Consider the following 22,067-nt stretch of genomic DNA (forward strand, 5'->3'; position numbering starts at 1 on the left):
CCTGCATGAAAACTCTCATTCGTCGCGATAGACCTTTTCGCGGCGTTCGTGACGCTCCTGCGCCTCGATCGATAGTGTCGCGATCGGGCGGGCGTCGAGGCGCTTGAGGCCGATCGGCTCGCCAGTTTCCTCGCAATATCCGTAGGTGCCGTCTTCGATGCGCTGCAGTGCCGCGTCGATCTTCGAAATCAGCTTTCTCTGCCGGTCACGGGCGCGAAGTTCGATCGCCCGGTCTGTTTCCGACGACGCCCGGTCGGCGAGGTCGGGATGGTTTGCGCTTTCCTCGGCCAGATGGTCGAGTGTCTCGCGCGCTTCTCTAAGGATATCATTTCTCCATGCAACCAGCTTCGCCCTGAAGTAGGCACGCTGGTTTACGTTCATGAATTCTTCCTCTTCCGAGGGAACGTAATTGCTAAGATCGATCTTCTCACTCAACGCGATTCTCCTGAAGAACATCTCATCTGGCCGGGTGTATATCCCAAGCGCTAGTCGCGATTCAAGCCAAATACGACAGGTAAACAGATTTTTAAATCTGTCACAGTTTTCGGCTAACAGACTATTTTCTCATCATTATTCCGGCTTGCGTTTTTTGCTTCGCCTTCAAAACGCCGTGTTATCAGCCGCGTTTTGGGCAGTTGGAGCATCGCTGACGGTTGACGCCGGCCGATTGCAACCGCTACTGAAAAAGCCCGCTGGATCCTGGATTTGCCCATGACCGTACCCCTGCCTCCGCCCAACCGCATCTATCTCCTGCGCCATGCCGAGGCCGCCTGGGCCGAACCCGGGCAGCGCGATTTCGACCGGCCGCTGAACGAAAAGGGCTTTGGCGATGCCGAAATCATCGCCGACAAGGCCGCCGACAAGGGCTATCGTCCCGATCTTCTGATCAGTTCGACCGCGCTGCGCTGCCGCGATACCGCCGATGCGGTGTACCGGGCGATGGGCCTCACGCTCGAGGTTCGTTATGTTGACGCGCTCTATAATGCCACGGTCGACAACTATCTCGAGATCATCGATGCGCAGGACGAATCTGCCGTCATGCTGGTCGGCCACAATCCGACCATGGAGCAGGCGCTGGAGGCGCTGATCGGTCACGAGGCGATGGTAAGCGCCCTTCACGGCGGCTTCCCGACGGCAGGCCTTGCCGTCGTCGATTACGATGCTTCCGCCGCCGTCTGGCGCCTCACCGATTTCGTGGTCGTCTGAAGACTTTCGCGCCGCTTCTTTTGCGGGCGGCGCGCCCTCCCTATATTGCGAGGCAGTCACCAATCGGAATCGCGCCTTGCCGCCACGCCTGACATCTTTTGCCGATGACGCCCGCATCGCCTTCGACAATCTCGCCGATCGGGCGAGCGGCCTCGTCAATCCGACCGTGCGGCTCGGCGTCACCGGCCTCTCCCGCTCCGGCAAGACGGTCTTCATCTCCTCGCTGGTCCACAATCTGTTGAATGGCGGCCGCCTACCGCTGTTCGAGCCGGTGCAATCCGGTCGCGTCTCAGCGGTGCGGCTGGAGCCGCAGCCGGACGATGCCGTGCCGCGCTTTCAATATGAGGACCATATCCGCGCACTGGTGAAGGACCGTATCTGGCCGGATTCGACTCGGGCCATATCCGAACTGCGCATCACGCTGGATTATCAGAGCGCCAGCGGCTGGAACCGGCTGTTTTCGCCCGGCCGCCTGTCGATCGATATCGTCGATTATCCCGGCGAATGGCTGCTCGACCTGCCGCTGCTCGGCAAGGATTATCGCACCTTCAGCGAAGAGACGATCGCGCTCGCCGAAACCGGCATCCGCTCCGAGCTGTCACGGGAATGGCTGGCGCTGACGCGCACGGCCGATATCCATGCCGGCGCCGACGAGATGGTCGCCCGCGATCTCGCCACCGCCTTTGCCGATTATCTCAAGGCCTGCAAGGCCGACGAACGCTCGCTCTCCACCCTGCCGCCCGGCCGCCTGCTTCTGCCCGGCGATCTCGACGGGTCGCCGGCATTGACCTTCGCGCCGCTAGCGCTGCCGCCGGACGGACGTCCCGGCCGCGGCTCGCTCTGGACGATGATGGAGCGGCGCTACGAGGCCTACAAATCGGTCGTCGTCAAACCTTTCTTCCGCGAACATTTCGCCCGGCTCGACCGCCAGATCGTCCTGGTCGATGCACTGCAGGCGATGAACCGCGGCCCCGAAGCCGTGCAGGATCTGGAACGCGCGCTGACCGATGTGCTCGCCTGTTTCCGCCCTGGCACCAATTCGCTGCTTTCCTCCCTGCTCGGGCGCCGCATCGACCGCGTGCTGGTCGCCGCCACCAAGGCTGACCATCTCCACCATGAAAGCCACGACCGGCTCGATGCCCTGACCCGCCGCCTGGTGGATCGCGCCATCGACCGCATCGGCATGGCAGGCGCCGGAATCGACGTCATGGCGCTTGCCTCCGTGCGCGCCACCCGCGAAGCGACCGTCAAACGTGATGGCCATGAACTGCCGGTCATCGTCGGCACGCCGATGGAGGGCGAAACCATCGCCGGCGAGCGCTTTGACGGCCAGAGAAAGACCGCGATCTTCCCCGGCGACCTGCCTGAGGATCCGGAAAGCCTGTTCGATCGCCTCGCCGCGGGCGACACCGGTCTGCAACTGCCCGATGTCAACGTCGTCAGATTCCGCCCGCCGCAACTCGAGGAAACCGGCGGCGGCATCAAGCTGTCGGTGCCGCATATCCGCCTCGACCGCGCCATGCAGTTCCTGTTCGGAGACCGTCTCGCATGAGCAAGCCCCCGTCCGATCCGCCGCGCCGCGCACCCGCTGCCTTCACCTATGAGGACGAGGCTGCCGAGCTGCGCGACAACGGCCGGCAAGGAGAGCGGCGGCGCAAGCCGGAAAGCTTCTCCGAAAATATCGTTGTCACACCTGACGAGGACGATCCCTTCCTCAATCCCGAGAAGGATCTGAGCGCGGTCCCCGTTGCAACGCCGCTGAGACGTCGAACCTCCTTCGGCAAGATCGCCGCCGGCGCCTTCGGCATCCTGCTGTCGCTCGCCATCGGCCTCTGGACCGATAGCCTGATCCGCGATCTCTTCACCCGCGCCGACTGGCTGGGTTATGCAGCCCTTACCGTGCTGGCAATCGGCATTCTTGCCGTGCTGGCCCTCGTCATCCGCGAAACCGTCGGCATGATGCGCCTTGCCGCTGTCCAGAAGATCAAGGCCGAAGCCGAGGCGGCGATACTCGAGACTCGGCCGGCCAAGGCGCGCGCCGTCGTCGCCCAGCTGACCACGCTGCTGTCGGCAAATCCTGAGACATCGAAGGGTCGCGCGACGCTGAAGGCGACCGAAGGCGAGGTCATCGATCCCCCACATCTGATTGCGCTAGCCGAACGCGAACTGCTCGCTCCCCTCGATCGCAAGGCCAGGGCGCTCATCGTCAACGCCTCCAAGCGTGTCTCGATCGTCACCGCCGTCAGCCCGCGCGCCGTCGTCGATCTGCTCTATGTGCTCTACGAGGCGGTACGCCTCATCCGCGCCATGGCCGAGCTGTACGGCGGCCGTCCCGGCACGCTCGGCATGTTCCGCCTGCTGCGTGACGTGCTGGCGCACCTGGCCGTCACCGGCTCGATCGCCGTCGGCGACAGCCTAGTCCAGCAGGTGCTCGGCCATGGGCTTGCCTCGAAGCTCTCGGCCCGACTCGGCGAAGGTGTCATCAACGGCCTGATGACCGCCCGCATCGGAATCGCGGCGATGGATCTCTGCCGCCCGCTTGCCTTCCACGCCCTGAAGCGGCCGGGAATCGGTGATTTCATCGGCGATCTCACTCCCTCCATGTCGCCGCGCGGCAACAATCCTTGAACGAAGCAGCGATTCCGCAGCTTTCGCCTCCCCTAAGGTAATGCCAGAGAAATTTGAGCAGATTCAACGCTCTAGTGACGGTATTTTAAAATAATCACCGCGCAAAAACCCTGTATTGCCTTGCATTTCGGCACAATCGAAAGGAAGGATTAACCATTCTTCGGCAAAACTTGCAGCCAGTTCGTGAGTGGTGTTTGCCAAGGAAAATCCATGTATTCGCGCAAGTTTCTCATCGTATGCGGCCTGGCCGCCGCGGCATTGTCTCCCGTTGCAGATGTCGCTCCGGCAGCCACCGCTGCAACCCGTGACAAGGCCTTCTTCGATTCCGTCGCCGGCTCCTGGAAGGGTCCCGGCGAAATCGTCGCCGGCAAGTACAAGGGCACGAAATTCACCTGCAACCTGATCGGTGAGCCCACCGGCGACAGCAGCGCCGGCATCAAGCTCGACGGCACCTGCCGCGTCGGCGTCTTCAAGCAGCCGATGACCGCCGTCATCTCGCAGTCGGGCTCGAGCTACAAGGGCAAGTTCCTCGACGGCGCCGCCGGCAAGGGCCTTGACGTCGTCTCCGGCGCCGTCAGCGAGGATACCGTCGTTGTCGGCATCAACCGCGCCAAGCTGAATGGTGCGATGATCGCCCGCGTGCGCGACGACAAGACGATGAACGTCACCGTTTCGGTCAAGGTCGAAAGCCAGATGATCCCGGTTATTGGCCTGACGCTGACCCGCCAGGTCGACGAGATGGCCGTCGGTTCTATCCAGTAGACAAACCGCACAGCGGATTTTCCTGAAGCGGCGGGTTTCCCGCCGTTTTCCGTTTCAGCTTCCCTGCTTCAGGCGCTCCGCCACCAGTCTCGATTGTTGTCGGCAACCTCGATGCCGGTCACCTCGGCATCATCAAGCCAGTCACTCACCGCCCTGCCCCTGACGAGAAGACCCCCCGCGATATCGGCAAGCGGCATCAGCACGAAACCGCGATCGGTCATCCGCGGATGCGGCAGTTCCAGCCGCGGCGCGTCCTGGATCACGTCGCCATAGGTCAGCACATCAATATCCAGCGTCCGTGGCCCCCAACGCTCGATGCGTTCGCGTTTCATCTCACGTTCGATCGACAGGCAGACATCGAGTAAAGCCTCGGGCTCCAGGCTGGTCTTGACGGCGGCGCAGGCGTTGAAGAAGAAGGATTGGTCGGTCTTTCCCCAAGGGGGCGTGCGATAGAGCCGCGACACCGCCGTAACCCGGCAGTCGTCCCTTCCATCCAGCCTCTGCAGTGCCGCAGCCATCGCCTTCACTGGGTCGCCGATATTGCCGCCGAGACCGAGTGTGGCGGATTGCAATGCGGCCTCAGGCAAAGTGCTCAACGCTCACCTGCACGAAATCGAGCACGCCGGGCACCGGTGCGTTCGGCTTGCGCACCGTGATCTTCGCCCGCCGGATCTGCGGGAATGTCTCACAAAGCCCCTTGGCGATATCGAGCGCCAGGGACTCGATCAGGTAGCGCCGCTTGCCGGTGACGATCTGCTCGATCACGGTGAAGGCGATGCCGTAATTGACGGTATCGTTGATCGAATCGCTTTCCAGCGCCTCGCCGGCGACGACATCGAGTTCGGCATCGACGAAGAAGCGCTGACCGAGGAATTCCTCCTCGTCATGCACGCCGTGGCGCGCAAAGAAGGCGCAGTTCTGCAGCGTGATCGTGTAGGTGGTCATGTCGGCCGCTTCCTCTCGAATTCCTGGCGCGCATTGAGCATAGCATCGACGATATCGAGCGCATCCCTGTTGATTGCGACATTGTGCACCCGAAAAACCGCAGCCCCTTGAAGTCTGAGCAACGCGCTGGTCACAGCCGTCGCCGCATCCCTGTCCTGTGCCTCACGGCCCGTCACCGCGCCGAGGAAGCGTTTGCGCGACGTGCCGGCGAGCAGCGGCAAGCCGAAACGGGAAAGTTCAGAAAACCGCGCCATCAGCTCCAGGTTCTCCTCCGCCGTCTCCTTGGCGAAGCCGAAGCCCGGATCGAGTACGATGCGGTCGCGGTTGACGCCTGATGCAGCGGCGATCGCAAGCGACCGTTCGAGAAAATGTACCTGATCGGCAATCACATCGACGAGTTTTACCCTATCGCGGCCGGTGTGCATGATGCAGAGCCCGGCTCCGGTCACCGCGGCGATATTGGCGATATCGGGCTCCTTCTGCAGCCCGAAGACGTCATTGACGATATGGGCGCCAGCTCCGATCGCAAGCCGTGCCGTCTCGGCGCGATAGGTGTCGATGGAAATCAGCGCCTGGGTGCGCCCGCGTAGCGCCTCGATGACGGGCAGCACGCGCGCCTGCTCCTCGGAAGGGCTGACGATTGCTGCGTTCGGTCGGGTCGATTCGCCGCCGATATCGATAATGCCGGCGCCCTCGCTCACCGCTCGCAGCGCCTGTTCGACCGCCGCATCGACGGTTTCAAAGCGACCGCCGTCTGAAAAGGAGTCCGGCGTCACGTTGATGATCGCCATGATCGTCGAACGACGGCCGAGTTCGATCTCCCGGCCATGGCCGACACGCCATATACTGCCTTCGAGCCCTGTCACCAGACTTATCCCATTGAGGACGAAAAAAGCGCCATCCGATATTGCGCTTGCGGTGGCTATGCCCCAAGCTCCTGTCGATTTCAACACGGGTTGCGTTCAGAATGCCGCTTGCAGTGCGTTATATGGTCCTTCCTATCGCCTTTTCCATTGCTCTTTCCCTTTGCAGCCCCGTGGCAGCCGAAGTGATCGCATCGAAAAGCTATTCCTATTTCGACATTCGCGGCAAAACAGCGGATGAGCTCGACCGCGAACTCAGCCGGCGGGGCCCGACGGCGAGCGGTTCCTCTGCCCGCCATCCCGGCGCCACGAAGATCCGCTTCGGCGGCGAGGCAACCTATATCCAGGATAACGGGCGCTGCCGCGTCGGCAACGTCAAGGTCACGGTCCATACCCAGATCATCCTGCCGCGCTGGAGCAGCCGCAAGGGCGCCAGCAAGGAGCTGTCGATGATCTGGGACGCGCTGTCGAGCGATATCAAGCGCCACGAGGAGCGCCATGCCGAGATCGCCCGCGACCAGGCCCGCGCCATGGAGCGCGCCATTCGCGCGCTGCGCCAGCAGCGCAGCTGCGAAGCCATGCAGGAACTCGTCTCCAACGAATCAGCTCGCGGTATAGAGGAGCACGACCGGCAGCAGGCGCGATTCGATCGGGTCGAGGCCGTCAATTTTCAGAAGCGAATGTTGAGGTTGCTAAATAATCGAATCAACGGTCGAGCCGGCGAAAAATAAGGCTTTTTCAATCTGGTTGCGAGCGGAAAACCTTAGCTGCACAACGAAACTTGTGCGAAACTTGCACCCTCCCCAGCGATTGAATGGTCATTTTTCATCCTGGCAGACTCAACCGGAACGCGTTAATATGAACACATTCGAAAGTTCAGCTACGGCATCTGCACTTTCATCGCTGGGTTCTCCTGGCGCGTTCCGAAGCCGCGGATGTTCCTCCCTCATCCGTAGGTAATGCGCCCGCCTCGCCTCGCTCGCTCAAGCGCGCGAGGCGTCTTTTTTGATATCGAATGTTTCGGCGACGTTTGAAGCGTAACGTGCTTCAGGCCTGGCGTTCCGGCACGTGGACCACGAGCCCGTCATAGACAGCCTTCATCCGGATCTGACAGGACAGCCGCGAAGTCGGGCGTACATCGAAGGCGAAGTCGAGCATGTCCTCTTCCATCGCTTCCGGCTGGCCGACCTTTTCCGTCCACTCCTCATCGACATAGACATGACAGGTCGCGCACGCGCAGGCGCCGCCGCATTCGGCCTCGATGCCGGGCACCGAATTGCGCACGGCATTCTCCATCACGGTGGAGCCTTGGTCGACGTCGAGGTCGAAGCGCGTGCCGTCGAAGGCGACGATGGTAAGTTTGGGCATCAGGACTATTTCCGGTCTTCAGGTGGGTGGGCGGATTTTCTTCCGACAATTCGACGCGTCAGTCAATATTGGCGAAATCCGCCATAGCCTCGCAGATCGGGCCTTCGCCCGCCGTCTTCAAAGCGTCATACGGGACGTCGCAAAAAGACCCGCGGTTCCGCAATGGAACAACGGGCCTCGTTAAAACACTATCTCCTGCACGTCGTCCAACAGTGTGCAGCGGTTTTGGGACAATGACATGCATTAAATAAAGACTTAGAGATCAGCCGCGGCAGAGCTTCAAGATGAAATTCTCGGCGTCGATGACGGCGGCACCCAGCGCTGCCGTCGCGCCGGCATCGCCACCGGTTTCCTCGACCGCTTCCGCCGTCTGCGACACGCGGAACGCGCCGACTGAGCTTGCCGCGCCCTTCAGCCGATGCGCGGCTGCCCCGATACGGATGGTTTCACCGCTCGCAATATCCTGTAGACATGCACGGGCCTGGCGCGCAAACATCTGAAGGACTTCGATTTCCAGCGTCTTGTCGCCCATCGTCTGCTTTGCGAGATGGACCAGATCGATCGGCCGGACCTTCGAGGGACACGGTCCCTTTGCATTATCCGGCGCCTCGAATACGATGTTCAATGCTGCCATCTGGGCTGCCATTGCCAATTCTCCCGTCTCTGTCGTCCGCAGTTGCAACAGTTCTGCGTCAGGAGGGTGGCTATCACGTTAAATTCCGGCACACTCAGGGTGGAAATCTCGCCATATGGTTAACGTCCGTTAAACATCCCTAAATTATTGGTTTTTAAGCGGTGTCTAGGATTCAAAGATGTTAACAACGGGTTAACGGGCCGTGAATCTCAAGCCTTCATTAATTGTGTGAAGAGCCCAGATGTGTCACTACGATACTGGTGGAGCGGGTTTATGGTACGCGCCTTTGCCGAGCGAGTGGATAATGGTAGTGTTTTGATACCTTCCGTTTGAAAAAGCGGCTATCTACTCTGAAATGACATGCTTATCCGTCCTTCGTTGGGATGGGAGGCTGGAACGGCAAAGTTGTTCCCGGGTGAGGCGGAAGCCCCGGATGCGCGGTTGGGCCGGCTGACAGTAACGAGGCATACCCGAATGGCGAACAACAAATATAACGAGTCGATTGAGGACAAGGCGTTCAAGGCATTGGACGAGGCGCTCCAGATCGACTTCAGCAAGGATAACGTACCGTCTCGCCGCGGCGACGCGCCCCAGGCCCCGGAGGCTAATGTGTCTGATCCAGTGAATGCGCGCAATCAGCAGGCCCAGGAAGAAGCGCAGCGCCGTAGCCGCCGCGGTGCCGCCGGCGAGCAGGCTTCCAGGGGCCCGACCTTCGCGCCCGCCAACGATGCCAGCCGCAATACGCCCGCCTCGATCCTGAAATCCTTTGACGGCGCCTCCAGCCGCTCGGCGGTGCGTACCGCCACCCTGTTTTCCGTACTTTGGGTCATGGCCGGCCTCGGTCTGATGTCGCTGCTTTATTCTCCGCAGATCTGGCAGATCCGTTCGCTCGCCGATCTCGTCGCCCTGCCCGGCGTCATCGCCGGCCTCGTCGGCATCGTCATTCCCGTGATGATGTTCTATGCCTTCGCCATCATGATCTCCCGCGCCCAGGACATGCGCAACGCCGCCCGCTCCATGGCAGAAGTGGCATTGCGCCTGGCAGAGCCGGAAACCATCGCCTCCGAGCGCATCATGACGGTCGGCCAGGCCGTGCGCCGTGAGGTCTCGGCCATGAATGAGGGCATCGAACGCACCATCGCTCGTGCCTCCGAGCTGGAAACGCTCGTCCATTCCGAAGTCAATGCCCTTGAACGTTCCTATGCCGACAACGAGTTGCGCGTGCGCGGTCTCGTCCACGAACTCGGCTCCGAGCGCGAAGCGATCGTCAACCATGCCGACCGTATCCGCACCTCGATCGGCAGCGTACACGATCAGTTGAAGGAAGAGCTCTCGCTTGCGACCGAAGAGATCGCGGTACGGCTTGCCACATCGGGCGAAGCCTTCGCCTCGCTCATCGATACACGCGCCGCGACGATCCTGGAAAAGTCGGACAGCGCCCTGCAGTCGATGGGCAGCCTGCTCGCAGCCAAGACCGATACCCTGTTGCAGACACTGAACGCATCGGGTTTTGCGCTGGCCACCGAATTCGACAACCGCCTCGAAGCCCTCTCCGTCAATCTCAACGACCATGGCGAAAGGCTGCTCAGCCAGTTCGAGACGCGCGCCTCGACCATGGACAGCAGCACGGAAAAGCTGAATGCGGCGCTGAACGAGCGTACGCACCAGCTCAATGAGATCCTGATCGCCCGCACCCGCGAGATCAACGAGAGCCTGACGTCAGGCGAACGCACGATCGGCGGCACGCTTGACGACGTGCTGTCGAAGTTGAACAGCGCGCTCGACGAAAAGGGTGCAAGCTTCCGCCAGAGCCTGCAGACCACCGCCGACGACGCCGTCATGGATCTCGACGTGCGCTCCGGCTTCTTCGAGGAGCGGCTGCAGACGACTGTCGCCCAGTTGTCGACCGCCTTCGACGAACGCGTCGCCGAATTCACCAGCGCCTTCGACAAACGCACAGGCTCGCTCGACACCAAGCTGATGGAGAGCCTCGCCCGTATCAACGAGACGCTGACCGGCGGCTCAGATTCGATCGACGGCATCCTGAATTCCGGCATTGACCGCCTTGGTTCGTCGATGACCGACCAGTCGCTGGCGCTCGCCACCACGCTCGCCACCGGCCACGAAGTCCTGGAAAGCACCCTCGGCAGCCGCGCGGACGAAATCACCACAGTACTCACCAGCCGCACCGGCGAACTGACCTCGGCGCTGCAGAGCGCTACGTCTGACATCGCGCTGACGCTTGCGACCGGTACCTCCGAGCTGCAGAACAACCTTCAGACACGCTCGGCCGAATTCCGCGACACTCTGCGCACCACCACCACCGATCTGACGACAGCCGTTGCCGCCGGCACCGAGCAGGTGACCGCTGCCTTCGGCGGTCGCGCCGAGGAGCTAAGCGGCGTGCTTACTGCCCGTGCGGCCGAAATCAGCGAAGCGCTCGGCACGGCGCACGGCCGTATCGACAGCGTCATGGCAGAGCGCGGTGGCGCGCTCGTCGAGGCGCTGACCACCCATCACGGCCGCTTCGAGGAAGCCTTGGCGACGCGCTCCGACGCCATCATCAATGCCGTCTCCGGTACCCATGACCGTCTTGCCGAGACGCTCGACGAAAAGGCGATGACGCTGGCCATCTCTCTGAACGAGAGCCAGGCCCGCATCGAGGACACGCTCGAGACCCGCTCCGAAGCGCTGCTGCATGCGGTATCAAGCACGCATGACCGCCTCTCCGAGACGCTCGACGAAAAGGCGATGGCTCTCGCCATTTCGCTCAATGAAAACCAGGCTCGTATCGAGGATACGCTCGAGACCCGCTCCGAGGCCTTCCTCAACGCCGTATCAAGCACGCATGATCGCCTGTCAGAAACGCTGGACATCAAGGCGGCCGCCCTTACGACCTCGCTCGACCAGCGCCATGCCCGCATCGAGGATGCGCTTGGAGCGCGCGCCGAGGCGCTGCTGAACACCGTGTCCGGCACGCGCGATCGCCTTGCCGAGACGCTCGACGAGAAGGCCATGGCGCTGGCCAATACCTTGAACGAGAGCCAGGCCCGCATCGAGGACACGCTCGAAACCCGTTCCACGGCCCTTCTGAACGCCGTCTCCGGCACTCATGACCGTCTCTCGGAGACTCTGGACGGCAAGGCGGCAGCTTTTGCCACCTCGCTGAGCGAAGGCCAGGCCCGTATCGAGAATACGCTCGAAACCCGCTCCGCAGCTCTGCTGAACGCTGTCTCCGACACCCATGATCGCCTCTCCGAAACACTGGACGAAAAGGCGATGACGCTCGCCATTTCGCTCAACGAAACTCAGACGCGTATCGAGGACACACTCGACGAAAAGGCGACGGCGCTCGCCGCCTCCCTGAACCAAGGCCAGAGCCGCCTGCAGGACACGCTGGAGAGCCGCTCGGAATCCTTCCTCAATGCGGTCTCCGCCACCCACGACCGCCTGTCCGAGACACTCGACGACCGGGCGATGGCGCTTGCCATCTCGCTGAACGAGAGCCAGAGCCGTCTCGAGGAGACGCTGACAACAGGCGCCGAAGCGATCACCAATGCGGTCTCCGGCACGCGCGAAGGCCTGAACGGTGTGCTCGACCAGAAGGCCGCCGCCCTCGCCGCCTCGCTGAACGAAGGCCAGGCCCGCCTCGAGGAAGCCTTGGGGCACCGCACCGCCGCGATCATCGGCGCCGTGACGGCAACCCACGACCGGCTCACCGATACGCTCGATGAAAAGACCATGGCGCTCGCCATTTCGCTCGACGATAACCAGAGCCGCTTCGACAGTGTGCTCGAAGCCCGCAGCAACGCCATTATGGAGGCCGTCTCCGGTGCCGAGGCACGAGTCGCCGGCGCCTTCTCCGACAAGACCGATGCGATCCGCACCGCCTATACCGACAATCAGCAGCGGCTCGAAAATGCGCTTTCCGAACATAGCGCCGCCCTCTCGGGCGTTCTCGATACCGGCGGCGCCCGCTTCGAGGATCTCGTCGGCGGTTTGACCGGCCGCATCGAAGGCCGTCTGACCGATGCACATACACGGCTCGGAGGCCTCGCCGACGAGGCCGCAGCGCGCATCGAGGGTGGGCTCGCCTCTGCCCATGAGCGCATCCGCACGACGCTCGAAGACCGCGCCAACGCCATCGACCTATCGCTGAACCAGGCCCATGCTCTGATCAGCGATACGTTGGCCGAACAGGCGACCAGCATCGGCACATCGGTGGCGACGAGTGTCGGCATGCTCGAATTGTCGCTGGAGCACCGTGAAGCTGCGATCCGCCAGGCGATCGATGCCGGCGCCCAGACATTGGAAGATCGCATGCATGCCGGCGCCGGCCAGATCGCCAGCCGCTTCCAGGAGGCGGCACATGCGATTTCGAGCTCCACCCAGAATTTCTCCGCCCATCTCGATCGGTCGGTCGAAAGCCTGACGGGCCGTTTTGAAGAAACCGGATCACGTGTGGAAACCGGTCTCGCAGCAATCGAGACCCGCATCCGCGACGGCGTCGGCGGCGTTGCCGAAAAGGTCGAAGCGGCCACCGGCCAGCTGTCCGGCGTGCTTGCCGACGGCGTCTCCCGTCTCGGCGCGCTCAGCGACGATACCACTCGGCGCATCTCCGCGACGCTCGAAGGCAGTGCTGCGAACCTCACCCAGGCGATCGACAGCCGCACCGCCAATCTGGCCGAGACGCTGGACAGCCGCACCACCAGCCTGACGGGCGCCATCGAGGGCCGCACCGCGAGCCTCGGCGAAACGCTCGACCGCGGCAATGAACGCATCGAGGAACGCCTCTCCACCATGGACCGTGCGTTGACCGTCGGCCTCGAGGCCGTCAACCGCACCATCGAAGGCAAGGCCGCCGGTCTCGCCTCGACGCTGCGCAGCGCGGTTGCCGACGCGGCCCAGGGAATGGAAGGCGAAGCGACGAGAACCACCGAACTGCTTGGCAAGACCGGCCAGCAATTCGCCGAGGATCTCAATGCGAAAAGCGACGAATTCACCCGCACCATGGATGAGCGCTCGTCGCAGATCGTCACCCGTGTCGCTGAAGCTCAGAACCGGCTGGCAAGCCAGGCCGCTGCCGTCGCCCAGACCTTCTCGGAAGCCGGTAACGCCATCGTCAACAAGGTCGCCGAGGCCGAGACCATCGTCGGCACGCAAGTCAATGCCATCTCCAAGGTGCTGTCGGATGCCGGCCAGTCTCTGGAGACACGCGGCAATGCCATCCGCTCGACACTGTCGGGCGCCGGCAGCGAGATTTCCGCCACCATGGCGGATGTCGACCGGGCGCTCGAAGCGCGCAGCAGCGCCATTCGCACCAATCTCGAGGAGCGTGCCCGCGAGATCGATACGACGTTCTCCGATATCGACCGGGCACTGGAAACGCGCGGCAACTCGATCCGCTCGACGCTCGAAGAGCGCACCCGCGACCTCAACTCGATGCTATCAGGCCGTTCGGTCGAATTGACGCGCATCCTCGACGAAACGGCCCGCCCGATCATCGACCGCTACACCGATGCCGGCGAGCAGGCTGCCGCCCGCATCACCGCCGCGGCCAATCTCAGCGCCGAGCGTCTGCGCGCCGAAAACGAAGCACTCGCCAGCGCCGTTGCCGCCCGCACCGAGAATGTCGCCAATGCCGTCAGCGCCATCGAAAACAGCCTGGTCGGCAACGTCAATGGCCTCGTCCAGCGCATGTCAGAAAGCAGTGCGGCGATGGCGATGATGATGAACCGCTCCGCCGAACAACTGGCCAGCGTCGACGGCCGTCTCGGCGACACCACCACGCGCTTTGCCGACTCCGCCACCAAGGCCGCTGAAATGGTCTCCGCCTCGACCAGGCTCCTCGAAGGCAAGATCGACCGCCTCTCCGACATCTCGGGCCAGACGCTGGCGCAGGTCGGCGGCATCATCGGCCGCTTCGACGAACACTCCAAGGTCCTGACTCAGGCCTCGCAGCTTCTCGGCGCCGCCCAGTCCAACCTCGCCTCGACGCTCGAAGAGCGCGAGAGCGCGCTGCAGACACTCTCTGTCGGCCTCGTCCAGCGCTCCGCCGAGATCGAAAAGACCATGCAAGGCCTCGGCAGCATGATCGAGACTGTGTTCGAGCGGGCAGAGCAACGCTCCAACCAGGTCACCGGCAATCTGCGCCAAGGTGTGCAATCCTCCTTCGCCGATATCGGCCGCATTCTCACCGAAACCGAGAAGCGTGCCCAGGAAGCGGCAGAGACGATGCGCGAGGCGATCACCCGCGCCGGCGACGAGGCCAATACGACGATCGACGGCACCTTCGCCAATGTCGAACGCCGTTCCGGCGATCTCTCCAATCGCATTCGCGGCGGTCTCACGGCCTCGCTGTCGGAAGTCGAGCGTATGCTCGGGGAAGCCGGCCGTGCCTCCGACGGTGCCGCCCAGAACATGCGGGAAGCGCTGCGCGAGGCGATCGATGATGCCGTCGGCCGCTTCTCCGGCGCCACCGAGGATATCCGCCGCTCCGCGGCCGACATCCGTAACGAGCTCGACGCCACCCGCGCCGAGCTGAAGCGTGGCGCCTTCGATCTTCCCGAGGAAGCCAAGGAAAGCGCCTCGGCCATGCGCCGGGCCGTCGCCGAGCAGATCAAGGCGCTACAGGATATCTCCCAGCTCGTCGGCCGCTCCAGCCAGCAGCTCGAGATCTCCGAGCCTGTCGCCCGCACGCTCGCTCAGGTGCAGCCTGCCCCGCGTCCCGCCCAGCCGGTCGCCCAGCCGCCGCAGCCGGCAGCACCCCCGCCGATCGAAGCGGCAGGTCTGCGCGGAACGATCGCACCATCTGCGCCGGCTGCCGCTCCCCAGCGCGCCGCCCCGCAGCCTGCCCCCACTCGCCAGGAAACAGGCCGTCAGGAGCCGGCGCGTCCGGAAAGCGGCGGCTGGATCAGCGATCTCCTGCGTGGCGCATCGCGTGAGGAGGCTGCCGACGAGGCGGCTGCCCGCGCTCCGGCCCGACCGGCGGAAACTGCCGCACCGGTCGCGCGCAGCAACGACAGCCGCAATCCGCGTCACGTCGTCGAATCGCTGAACTCGCTCTCGGTCGATATCGCCCGCGCCATCGACCATGACGCCTCGGTCGATCTCTGGCGCCGTTACCAGCGCGGCGAGCGCGACGTCTTCACCCGCCGCCTCTACACGCTGAAGGGCCAACAGACCTTCGACGAGATCAAGCGCAAATACGACCGCGAACCGGAGTTCCGCACCGCCGTCGACCGCTACATTGGTGATTTCGAAAAGCTGCTCGCCGACGTCGCCCGCACCGACCCGAACCGGACGGTGACGCAGTCCTACCTCACCTCGGATACGGGCAAGGTCTACACCATGCTCGCCCACGCCGCAGGCAGGCTCGGCTGAGCCTGACTGGTGCCCTCAATTGGAAAGCCGCTTGACCACGTGTCGGGCGGCTTTCGCTCTTTGAAGCGCGAGTGTTGTCCATTCGCCATCCAGCCGCGGAAACCTCGCCCGAAATGACCAAGGCCCTTCTGATCATCGACGTCCAGAATGCCATCCTCTCCGGCAAAGCCTCGCCGGAGCGGCAACCTGATATTGATGCCGCACTCGACGAGACCGTCGCACGGCTGGCCGTGCTGCAGGAAAAAGCTCGGCAGGCGGGCGCGCCGATCGTGCTCGTTCAGCATGACGGCGACAGCGGCCATCGACTGGCTACCGGCACGCCGGGTTGGGCGCTGCGCGACGAGATCGCGCCGAGGCAGGCCGAGGTCGTTGTGCGCAAGAAAAGCGCCGACTCCTTCTTCGAGACCGATCTTGCAGAACGCCTGGGCGACCGATCGGTCACTCACCTCGTCGTCGGTGGATGCATGTCGCAATTCTGTGTCGATACGACAGTCAGGCGAGCCGTGTCGCTCGGATATGATGTGACGTTGATTGCCGATGGCCACACGACAGGCGACACGGCGACCTTCACTTTCTCCGAGATCATTGCCCACCACAATGAAACACTCGATGGTTTCGATGCGGGCAAGGCGACGGTAGAAATCCGCCTCGCCGCCGAGATCGACTTTTCATAAATTTTCGGACCACACGTGAACCGGGACCGTTTGGCGGTCCCCATTCACGATATCTCATCGATCGGCGGCTACGCTCCAGTTATAAATGCACCGATCGAGGCCGATGGCGATCTCAAGCACCAGCACGTCGTGGTCGACGGCTGCTCCCTTCCTCGGCTGCAACCGGTAACGCTGGGGAAAATCCGTGCGTCGCGAGATCGAGCAGACCTCCATCCACTTGTCGCCATTGTCGACCTCGATATCCATCGTCACCTCGGAATAGGCCGGCAGCCGGTCGGAGGGTACGATCCGCGTCGGCAGATGGATCAGCGATGCGATCATGCGGCGGGCCGGCTCGAGGCAGGCGGCGTGATAGTCGTTGCCGCTATCGGCCGTGAAGGCGCATTGGAATTCGAGCTGCCAGAATTCCTTCAGCCGGATGTGTTTGGTCGGCTGCTCCTGCTCGCGACGATAGGATTTGCCGGCCTGCCAGACGCAGAGTGGTAGCCGTGTCTTCGAGTGATTGCCGAGAATATGCTGCATGTAGATGTAGGTCGACGGCGTGGTCTCCGGTCTCAGCACCAGCATAGTATCGCTGGCGGAGAGCTGTTCCTGAACCCAGATATCGGCGTTCGAATAGGCGCTTGAAACCAGCGACCGCGGCATCAGGGCCGGCGCCTCGACCCTCCTGACATCCCAGGCCGGATTGACGGATCTGAGAAAACTGCGGACCTCTTGCGAGAAGAAGCCGACCATATGATCGCGCAGATGGATCTCGCGCTCCTCCCAATGGACGAGCGAATTGACATGATAAATATTGAGCACGGTGCCTGTCTCCCTGGCAGCCTTGATTGACGTGGTGAGGGGCTTTACGTCCAGCAGCGCGCCGGACGCCTGAGCGCCCTGACGTCACAGCAGGACGCGAAGACCTCGTTCGCCAAAAGCGCGCGCAATCGCGACCTGCAGGCAGGTGCTGATACGACGGGAGAAAGGCGCGCTCTTCATGCTCACGGCGAGTTTTCTACGCGCCGAGCGCATCATTGTCAAAACCGAAGGGGGTGAGACAAAAGGAATCAGCTGTGGATGACCCTTTTTTATTGCCCCCTGTCCTTCATTCCGTCACAAACTTTTCTGATCCGCTCACATTAAAGCGAATGGCTCACTCCACCATCCAAACGATTGAGACAGCAACATTGATGACCAAGACGACATCCCGGCTCCTTGCCACCGCGCTCTCTTCCGTTTTCCTGATGGGCGCTTTCACTCTGGCTCAGGCAGGCCAGGCAAGCTTCGTCGTTGATGTGCAGTCCGGTCAGGTCCTCGAGGGCTCCAACCAGGACGATCTGAACTATCCGGCGTCGCTGACCAAAATGATGACGCTCTATCTCGCCTTCGAGGCCCTGCATGACGGACGCCTCAGCTGGGATCAGAAGCTCACCATGTCGGAAAATGCCGAGAGCAAGGAGCCTTTCAAGCTCGCCGTCGGCGCCGGCCGCAAGGTGACGCTGCGCGAAGCGGTAGAAGGGATTGTCGTGCTGTCCGCCAACGATGCGGCTGTGGCGATCGCCGAGCAGCTTGGCGGCTCCGAACCGGCTTTCGCCAAGGCGATGACCGAGAAGGCACGTCAGCTCGGCATGAAGGATACGGTCTTCAAGAATCCGTCGGGCCTTCCCGATCCTGAGCAGGTCACCACGGCGCGAGATATGGCGACACTCGGCGTTTCGCTGATGCGCGACTTTCCCGAGGAGTTCAAGCTCTTCTCCATGCGCGGATTCCAGTTCCGCGGCATGAAGCTGCGCGGCCATAACAACCTCATGTATCGCTATGACGGCGTCGACGGCATCAAGACCGGCTACACCGACGCATCTGGCTACAATGTCGTGACGTCGGCGCTGAAGGATGGCCGCCGCGTGGTCGGCGTCGTCATGGGCGAAAAGACCGCGAGCATACGCGACGACAAGATGGCAAGCCTGCTGGACAGCACTCTCTCGCCGTCATCGACCGCCACGGCTTCCACGACACCGGGCAGCCAGCCGGGAGCGACGATGACGGATTCGCAGCCGACCAAATAGGCCCGATGAGCAGAGACCTGCCGGCAGGTTTTTGCTAGCGCATCGGCCCGAAAATCGGAATCGATTTTTCGGAAAGCACGATGCGAGGATTGAAAGAGGAGCGCCCTTAATGCGTCCGAAAGGACGCACGGCGCTCTAACGGGCTATCTGAAAGCCACTTCCAGATGCTGCCGGTCTTGCGCGATCACCCTGCAATTCGTTTCGAATCCTTCGCCTTTGATGGCCAGAATGAATTCCGAAGGAATGCCTGATGTATTGGAGACCGAAATGCCGGCGCTCTCCGATCCAATGGATTTGACGGTGCAGTCGATGGTCGAGCGTCGATCGTTGAACAGGATCGAACCCGCCTTCAGCACCCGCCGTCGAGCGCCAATGGCGTGATCGGCGTGGATGGAACTCCAGGACACGCAACGATTCCGTCCGCCATGCTTGGCCTGATACATCGCCGCATCCGCCTGAGCCAGCAGGGTTTCGATCTCTTTGCTGACGATCGAGAGTGCCGAAGTTCCGAAGCTGGCTGTAACGGTCAGAGCGCCATGATCGCCGCGAATGATCTCAGAGGCGACAGCGGCTCTGAGTTTCTCGGCGACTGCGACGGCACCTTCCCGATCGACATGCGGCAGGATGACGGCAAATTCCTCGCCGCCAAGACGGCCGAACAGATCACCGGCTCGAAGGGTCGCCTTGCAGGTCGATGCCACCACCTTGAGGACCTCGTCTCCGGCGGCATGTCCATGCGTATCGTTCACCTTCTTGAAATGGTCGATATCGAAGACGATGCATGAGAGGTCGTGCTTGTGCCGCAGAGCGAGCGAAATGAGCTGATCGGCCTCCTGCTTGAAGGCCCGCCGCGTCATCGCCTCGGTAAGGCTGTCAATCGCGGCCGACTGCATGAGCTCGATGCGGTCCATCGCAGCCCCCGCCAGTTCCTCGAGAATGCCGAGATCTCTGTTGCCGAACGATCGTGGCCTGCGGTCGATCGCGCATACCGTTCCGACCATGTGCCCGGCTTTTGTTCTCAACGGCACGCCGGCGTAAAAACGAATATTGTCCTCGCCCGTCACCGAAGGATGCTGTGAAAACCGCAAGTCCTTGGTGGCGTCCTGCACGACAACAGGCCTTTCACAGTCCACGACGTAGCGGCAGAAAGTGTCTTCGCGCGACACTTCGTCGGCCGAAAGGCCGGAGCAAGCCTGGTACCATTGCCGATGCGCATCGATCAGCGACACGATGCCGATGTCGATGGAAAAGATTTCCTTTATTAGGCGTACGATGCGCTCGAAGCCCTCGTCCCTCGGAGTGTCGAGGAGATCGAGCTGCTGCAGCGCAGCCAGGCGATCATTTTCGCGTTGGATCGCCTCCAATGACGATTTCCCGAATACTCGTGCAGCCACCATGCAGCATGCCTCCTGACAGCGATAACATGATGCGTTCCACAAATTCATGAAGAAATTGAATACGATAACGACCCCTATGCCATGGGATCAAATAATTTTCACAATCGACAACCCCCGATATTCACGGGGTGGCCTCGGAATTCCAGTTCAGATTGAGCGCAGTGTCCAACTGACGATCTCGGAGGCAACCGTGGAGAAGGCGCGGTCGAGGCCTTTGACGAAGCCGTCATTGTCGCCGCCGGCCGGCGCCATGGCGCGGAACACCTTCTGAGTGCGCACCGAGCCATTGCGATCGTTGAGGATCTTGGCGGAGATCTCGACCACCGCCTGGTTGCCGTTCGAAGCATCGATCTCGAAGGAGCGGATATCGGTGACGATCTGGTAGTCGATCGCCAGCCCCTGCCCCGGCATGCCGACGCCGCCGAGCTTGCCCGAGTTCTCGAAGGCTTCCACCAGCTTCGACTGCACTATGCGCGGCAGCTTGTCGCCCCACTGCGCCTTTGAGAGATACTGGATTTCCGAAGGCGAAACACGGATGACGATCTGCTCACTGTCGAGCGACCTTAGCGCTGTGGGGCTGGCGATCAGGATCTGGCGGGATTTGGCCGCGGGTCCGCTGCCATCGACGGCGGCGGGCAGGTCGTAGGTGTCGTTCTTGGCCGCGGTGCCGCACCCCGAAAGAATCATTGCCGTCAGCGGCAGCGCGATCACCGTTCCCCTGATCCAAGAACGGCGCGACAACAGATGCGATGCGACCATATTAGGCTACCCTTGATTTCCCAGTTAACGCCGCGTCCGGCCGTCATATTGCTTCACCGTGTCCCCGCCGAAGATCAGGCGCTGCGGATTGCGGTCGAAGTTGGTGATCGTATCGTTCAGATTACTCACGGTTCCGCGCATGTCGTTGACGAGAGTCTGCACGTCGCGCAAGCCGCCGCTCGAGAATTTCTGCAGATTGTCGGCAATCGGCCCAATGCGCGAATTCAGGTTGTCGGCGACCTTCTTGAAGGATTCCAGCGTATCGCGCGCTTCAGTGAACAGCGATTGCGTATTGTCGGTGCCGAGCAGCGCATCGACCTTGATGAGAATGCCGTCGATGCGGGTCGAGGCCGAATTCAGCTTATTGGAAAGCTGCGACACGTCCTGGATCGTCTGATCGATATCTTTCTGACGCGCCGAAACCGTGTTGGCGACATCGCGGATCGAGGCGACGGCGGCGCGCGCATCCTTGGTCGCCTGCGAGATATCGTCGACGGAGCCCTTCACCTTCGCCGGATCGATCTGGGCAACGAGCGTATCGACGCGGTCGAGTGTCGCCTGCGCCTGCTTGCCGAAATCATTGAAGGTGGTGGCCGTCTGGTCGAACTTCTGGATCGCGCCCTTAAGGTCGCCCGAGGCATCGGCGACATTGGCGGTAATCTTCTCGGCATTGGAAACGATGTTGTCGATCTTCTGCGCATCGACCGCCTTGACCAGCGATTCGACGGCTTGAAGGGTCGAATCAACACGACCGGAGACCGCCTTCACCGTCTCCGAGAGCTGGCCGACGCTCTGCAGGAAGGAGTCGATATTGCCGGAATTCTTGGCCAGTGCATCCGAGAACGTTTCGGCATTCTTGAACGTCTCGGTCAGCGGCCCGCGCGAATCCTCAATGAAACCTTGAAGTTCACCGACAGCGTCGTTGGCGCGATCGAGGATCTTGTCGGCCGTCGCCAACAGATTGGTGACGCTCGACTGGTCGGCAACGATGACAGCGCGTTTGCCATTGTCGATCGCATGCTGGAGGATGCTTTCCTCGCCCTTGCGGCCGCCTGACAGTTCGATATAGGCAGCGCCCGTCAAACCCTGGATTTCCAAGGCGGCCTTGGTCGAGGGATAGATCGGCGCATCGGTGCGCACCTGGGTGAAGGCCAGCGAATATTGCGGATCGTCGGCATCGATCGAAAGCGTCTGCACCGAGCCGATCTGGATGCCGTTGAAGCGCACCGGCGAGCCGACGCTGAGGCCGTTGGCCGAGCCCGGAATACGAACGATCAGTTCCGTCATCGGGCCGCCGCGGCCATATTCGGCCATCCAGTAGACGAAGCCGAAGGCAGCTGCGATCACCAGCACCGTGAAAAAACCGACAATCGTGTAATTGGCTTTGGTTTCCATCT

19 protein-coding genes are annotated in these 22,067 nt (G+C 62.1%); 8 read left to right on the forward strand and 11 right to left on the reverse strand.

From position 1 onward, the window contains the following. Window positions 1–15: 15 nt before the first annotated feature. Complete coding sequence (gene dksA / locus U5G49_RS10980; RefSeq protein WP_017964517.1) at window positions 16–435, reverse strand: RNA polymerase-binding protein DksA; 420 nt, start codon at window positions 433–435, stop codon at window positions 16–18. A 276-nt stretch (window positions 436–711) separates the two neighbouring features. On the opposite strand from dksA, the gene U5G49_RS10985 reads away from it, so the two are divergent. The 3 genes from U5G49_RS10985 (at window position 712) to U5G49_RS10995 (ending at window position 3,834) form a co-directional block, all read left to right on the forward strand. Then, complete coding sequence (locus U5G49_RS10985; RefSeq protein ID WP_193442415.1) at window positions 712–1,206, forward strand: SixA phosphatase family protein; 495 nt, start codon at window positions 712–714, stop codon at window positions 1,204–1,206. A 76-nt stretch (window positions 1,207–1,282) separates the two neighbouring features. After that, complete coding sequence (locus tag U5G49_RS10990; RefSeq protein ID WP_193442417.1) at window positions 1,283–2,758, forward strand: YcjX family GTP-binding protein; 1,476 nt, start codon at window positions 1,283–1,285, stop codon at window positions 2,756–2,758. After that, window positions 2,755–3,834: a YcjF family protein gene (locus tag U5G49_RS10995; protein WP_193442419.1), complete on the forward strand. Its 1,080-nt coding sequence runs from the start codon at window positions 2,755–2,757 to the stop codon at window positions 3,832–3,834. Before U5G49_RS10990 ends, U5G49_RS10995 begins: the two co-directional genes overlap by 4 nt. 63 nt (window positions 3,835–3,897) lie before the next feature. Here the strand turns inward: U5G49_RS10995 and U5G49_RS11000 are convergent, their stop codons facing one another. After that, the gene (locus U5G49_RS11000; protein WP_162804581.1) at window positions 3,898–4,035 is read right to left on the reverse strand and encodes a hypothetical protein; all 138 of its coding nucleotides are present in this window, start codon (window positions 4,033–4,035) and stop codon (window positions 3,898–3,900) included. A gap of 9 nt (window positions 4,036–4,044) precedes the next feature. On the opposite strand from U5G49_RS11000, the gene U5G49_RS11005 reads away from it, so the two are divergent. Next, complete coding sequence (locus U5G49_RS11005; RefSeq protein ID WP_003540146.1) at window positions 4,045–4,596, forward strand: hypothetical protein; 552 nt, start codon at window positions 4,045–4,047, stop codon at window positions 4,594–4,596. 68 nt (window positions 4,597–4,664) lie between these two features. On the opposite strand, the gene folK is transcribed toward U5G49_RS11005, so the two are convergent. Genes folK through folP form a run of 3 tightly spaced genes read right to left on the reverse strand, consistent with a single transcriptional unit; the run spans window position 4,665 to window position 6,407 of the window. Next, a complete protein-coding gene (gene folK / locus U5G49_RS11010; protein WP_193442481.1) occupies window positions 4,665–5,183 on the reverse strand; it encodes a 2-amino-4-hydroxy-6-hydroxymethyldihydropteridine diphosphokinase in 519 nt (172 codons plus the stop codon). Then, complete coding sequence (gene folB, locus U5G49_RS11015) at window positions 5,176–5,541, reverse strand: dihydroneopterin aldolase (RefSeq protein WP_003540148.1); 366 nt, start codon at window positions 5,539–5,541, stop codon at window positions 5,176–5,178. Before folB ends, folK begins: the two co-directional genes overlap by 8 nt. Continuing rightward, complete coding sequence (gene folP, locus U5G49_RS11020) at window positions 5,538–6,407, reverse strand: dihydropteroate synthase (protein ID WP_168320158.1); 870 nt, start codon at window positions 6,405–6,407, stop codon at window positions 5,538–5,540. Before folP ends, folB begins: the two co-directional genes overlap by 4 nt. 101 nt (window positions 6,408–6,508) lie before the next feature. On the opposite strand from folP, the gene U5G49_RS11025 reads away from it, so the two are divergent. Continuing rightward, the gene (locus tag U5G49_RS11025; RefSeq protein ID WP_018242231.1) at window positions 6,509–7,135 is read left to right on the forward strand and encodes a DUF922 domain-containing Zn-dependent protease; all 627 of its coding nucleotides are present in this window, start codon (window positions 6,509–6,511) and stop codon (window positions 7,133–7,135) included. A 316-nt stretch (window positions 7,136–7,451) separates the two neighbouring features. Here U5G49_RS11025 and U5G49_RS11030 read toward each other — a convergent pair whose 3' ends face one another. Both U5G49_RS11030 and U5G49_RS11035 read right to left on the reverse strand, forming a co-directional pair. After that, window positions 7,452–7,772, reverse strand: a complete 321-nt coding sequence (locus tag U5G49_RS11030; protein WP_003540151.1) for a 2Fe-2S iron-sulfur cluster-binding protein — start codon at window positions 7,770–7,772, stop codon at window positions 7,452–7,454. A gap of 262 nt (window positions 7,773–8,034) precedes the next feature. Next, on the reverse strand, window positions 8,035–8,418 hold the full coding sequence (locus U5G49_RS11035; RefSeq protein WP_017964526.1) for an Hpt domain-containing protein: 384 nt from the start codon (window positions 8,416–8,418) through the stop codon (window positions 8,035–8,037). 462 nt (window positions 8,419–8,880) lie between these two features. Between U5G49_RS11035 and U5G49_RS11040 the strand changes: the two genes are divergently transcribed. Continuing rightward, window positions 8,881–15,789: an apolipoprotein A-IV repeat region-like domain-containing protein gene (locus U5G49_RS11040; RefSeq protein ID WP_193442421.1), complete on the forward strand. Its 6,909-nt coding sequence runs from the start codon at window positions 8,881–8,883 to the stop codon at window positions 15,787–15,789. A 113-nt stretch (window positions 15,790–15,902) separates the two neighbouring features. After that, window positions 15,903–16,463, forward strand: a complete 561-nt coding sequence (locus tag U5G49_RS11045) for a cysteine hydrolase family protein (protein ID WP_193442423.1) — start codon at window positions 15,903–15,905, stop codon at window positions 16,461–16,463. A 54-nt stretch (window positions 16,464–16,517) separates the two neighbouring features. On the opposite strand, the gene U5G49_RS11050 is transcribed toward U5G49_RS11045, so the two are convergent. Beyond that, window positions 16,518–17,267: an aminoacyl--tRNA ligase-related protein gene (locus U5G49_RS11050; protein ID WP_193442425.1), complete on the reverse strand. Its 750-nt coding sequence runs from the start codon at window positions 17,265–17,267 to the stop codon at window positions 16,518–16,520. Between the two features lie 371 nt (window positions 17,268–17,638). Between U5G49_RS11050 and U5G49_RS11055 the strand changes: the two genes are divergently transcribed. After that, window positions 17,639–18,514: a D-alanyl-D-alanine carboxypeptidase family protein gene (locus U5G49_RS11055; protein ID WP_193442427.1), complete on the forward strand. Its 876-nt coding sequence runs from the start codon at window positions 17,639–17,641 to the stop codon at window positions 18,512–18,514. Window positions 18,515–18,657: 143 nt separating this feature from the next. Here U5G49_RS11055 and U5G49_RS11060 read toward each other — a convergent pair whose 3' ends face one another. From U5G49_RS11060 to U5G49_RS11070, 3 genes are all read right to left on the reverse strand, one after another. Beyond that, a complete protein-coding gene (locus U5G49_RS11060) occupies window positions 18,658–19,911 on the reverse strand; it encodes a sensor domain-containing diguanylate cyclase (RefSeq protein WP_193442430.1) in 1,254 nt (417 codons plus the stop codon). A gap of 147 nt (window positions 19,912–20,058) precedes the next feature. Next, a complete protein-coding gene (locus tag U5G49_RS11065) occupies window positions 20,059–20,670 on the reverse strand; it encodes an ABC-type transport auxiliary lipoprotein family protein (RefSeq protein WP_113542080.1) in 612 nt (203 codons plus the stop codon). A gap of 24 nt (window positions 20,671–20,694) precedes the next feature. Next, window positions 20,695–22,065 carry an MlaD family protein gene (locus U5G49_RS11070; RefSeq protein WP_018072308.1) on the reverse strand — a complete coding sequence of 457 codons (1,371 nt, stop codon included), beginning with the start codon at window positions 22,063–22,065 and terminating at the stop codon, window positions 20,695–20,697. Window positions 22,066–22,067 lie beyond the last annotated feature (2 nt).

This window comes from Rhizobium indigoferae (assembly GCF_034554815.1).
Lineage (GTDB): Bacteria > Pseudomonadota > Alphaproteobacteria > Rhizobiales > Rhizobiaceae > Rhizobium > Rhizobium leguminosarum.

Excerpts from the sequence above, each read along its gene's own strand:
- U5G49_RS11070 (WP_018072308.1), bottom strand. The coding sequence starts at position 22,065 with ATGGAAACCAAAGCCAATTACACGATTGTCGGTTTTTTCACGGTGCTG.
- U5G49_RS10985 (WP_193442415.1), top strand. The coding sequence starts at position 712 with ATGACCGTACCCCTGCCTCCGCCCAACCGCATCTATCTCCTGCGCCAT.
- U5G49_RS11055 (WP_193442427.1), top strand. The coding sequence starts at position 17,639 with ATGACCAAGACGACATCCCGGCTCCTTGCCACCGCGCTCTCTTCCGTT.
- U5G49_RS11005 (WP_003540146.1), top strand. The coding sequence starts at position 4,045 with ATGTATTCGCGCAAGTTTCTCATCGTATGCGGCCTGGCCGCCGCGGCA.
- U5G49_RS11040 (WP_193442421.1), top strand. The coding sequence starts at position 8,881 with ATGGCGAACAACAAATATAACGAGTCGATTGAGGACAAGGCGTTCAAG.
- folB (WP_003540148.1), bottom strand. The coding sequence starts at position 5,541 with ATGACCACCTACACGATCACGCTGCAGAACTGCGCCTTCTTTGCGCGC.
- U5G49_RS11065 (WP_113542080.1), bottom strand. The coding sequence starts at position 20,670 with ATGGTCGCATCGCATCTGTTGTCGCGCCGTTCTTGGATCAGGGGAACG.
- U5G49_RS11030 (WP_003540151.1), bottom strand. The coding sequence starts at position 7,772 with ATGCCCAAACTTACCATCGTCGCCTTCGACGGCACGCGCTTCGACCTC.
- U5G49_RS11025 (WP_018242231.1), top strand. The coding sequence starts at position 6,509 with ATGCCGCTTGCAGTGCGTTATATGGTCCTTCCTATCGCCTTTTCCATT.
- U5G49_RS11060 (WP_193442430.1), bottom strand. The coding sequence starts at position 19,911 with ATGGTGGCTGCACGAGTATTCGGGAAATCGTCATTGGAGGCGATCCAA.
- U5G49_RS11035 (WP_017964526.1), bottom strand. The coding sequence starts at position 8,418 with ATGGCAGCCCAGATGGCAGCATTGAACATCGTATTCGAGGCGCCGGAT.
- U5G49_RS11045 (WP_193442423.1), top strand. The coding sequence starts at position 15,903 with ATGACCAAGGCCCTTCTGATCATCGACGTCCAGAATGCCATCCTCTCC.
- U5G49_RS10995 (WP_193442419.1), top strand. The coding sequence starts at position 2,755 with ATGAGCAAGCCCCCGTCCGATCCGCCGCGCCGCGCACCCGCTGCCTTC.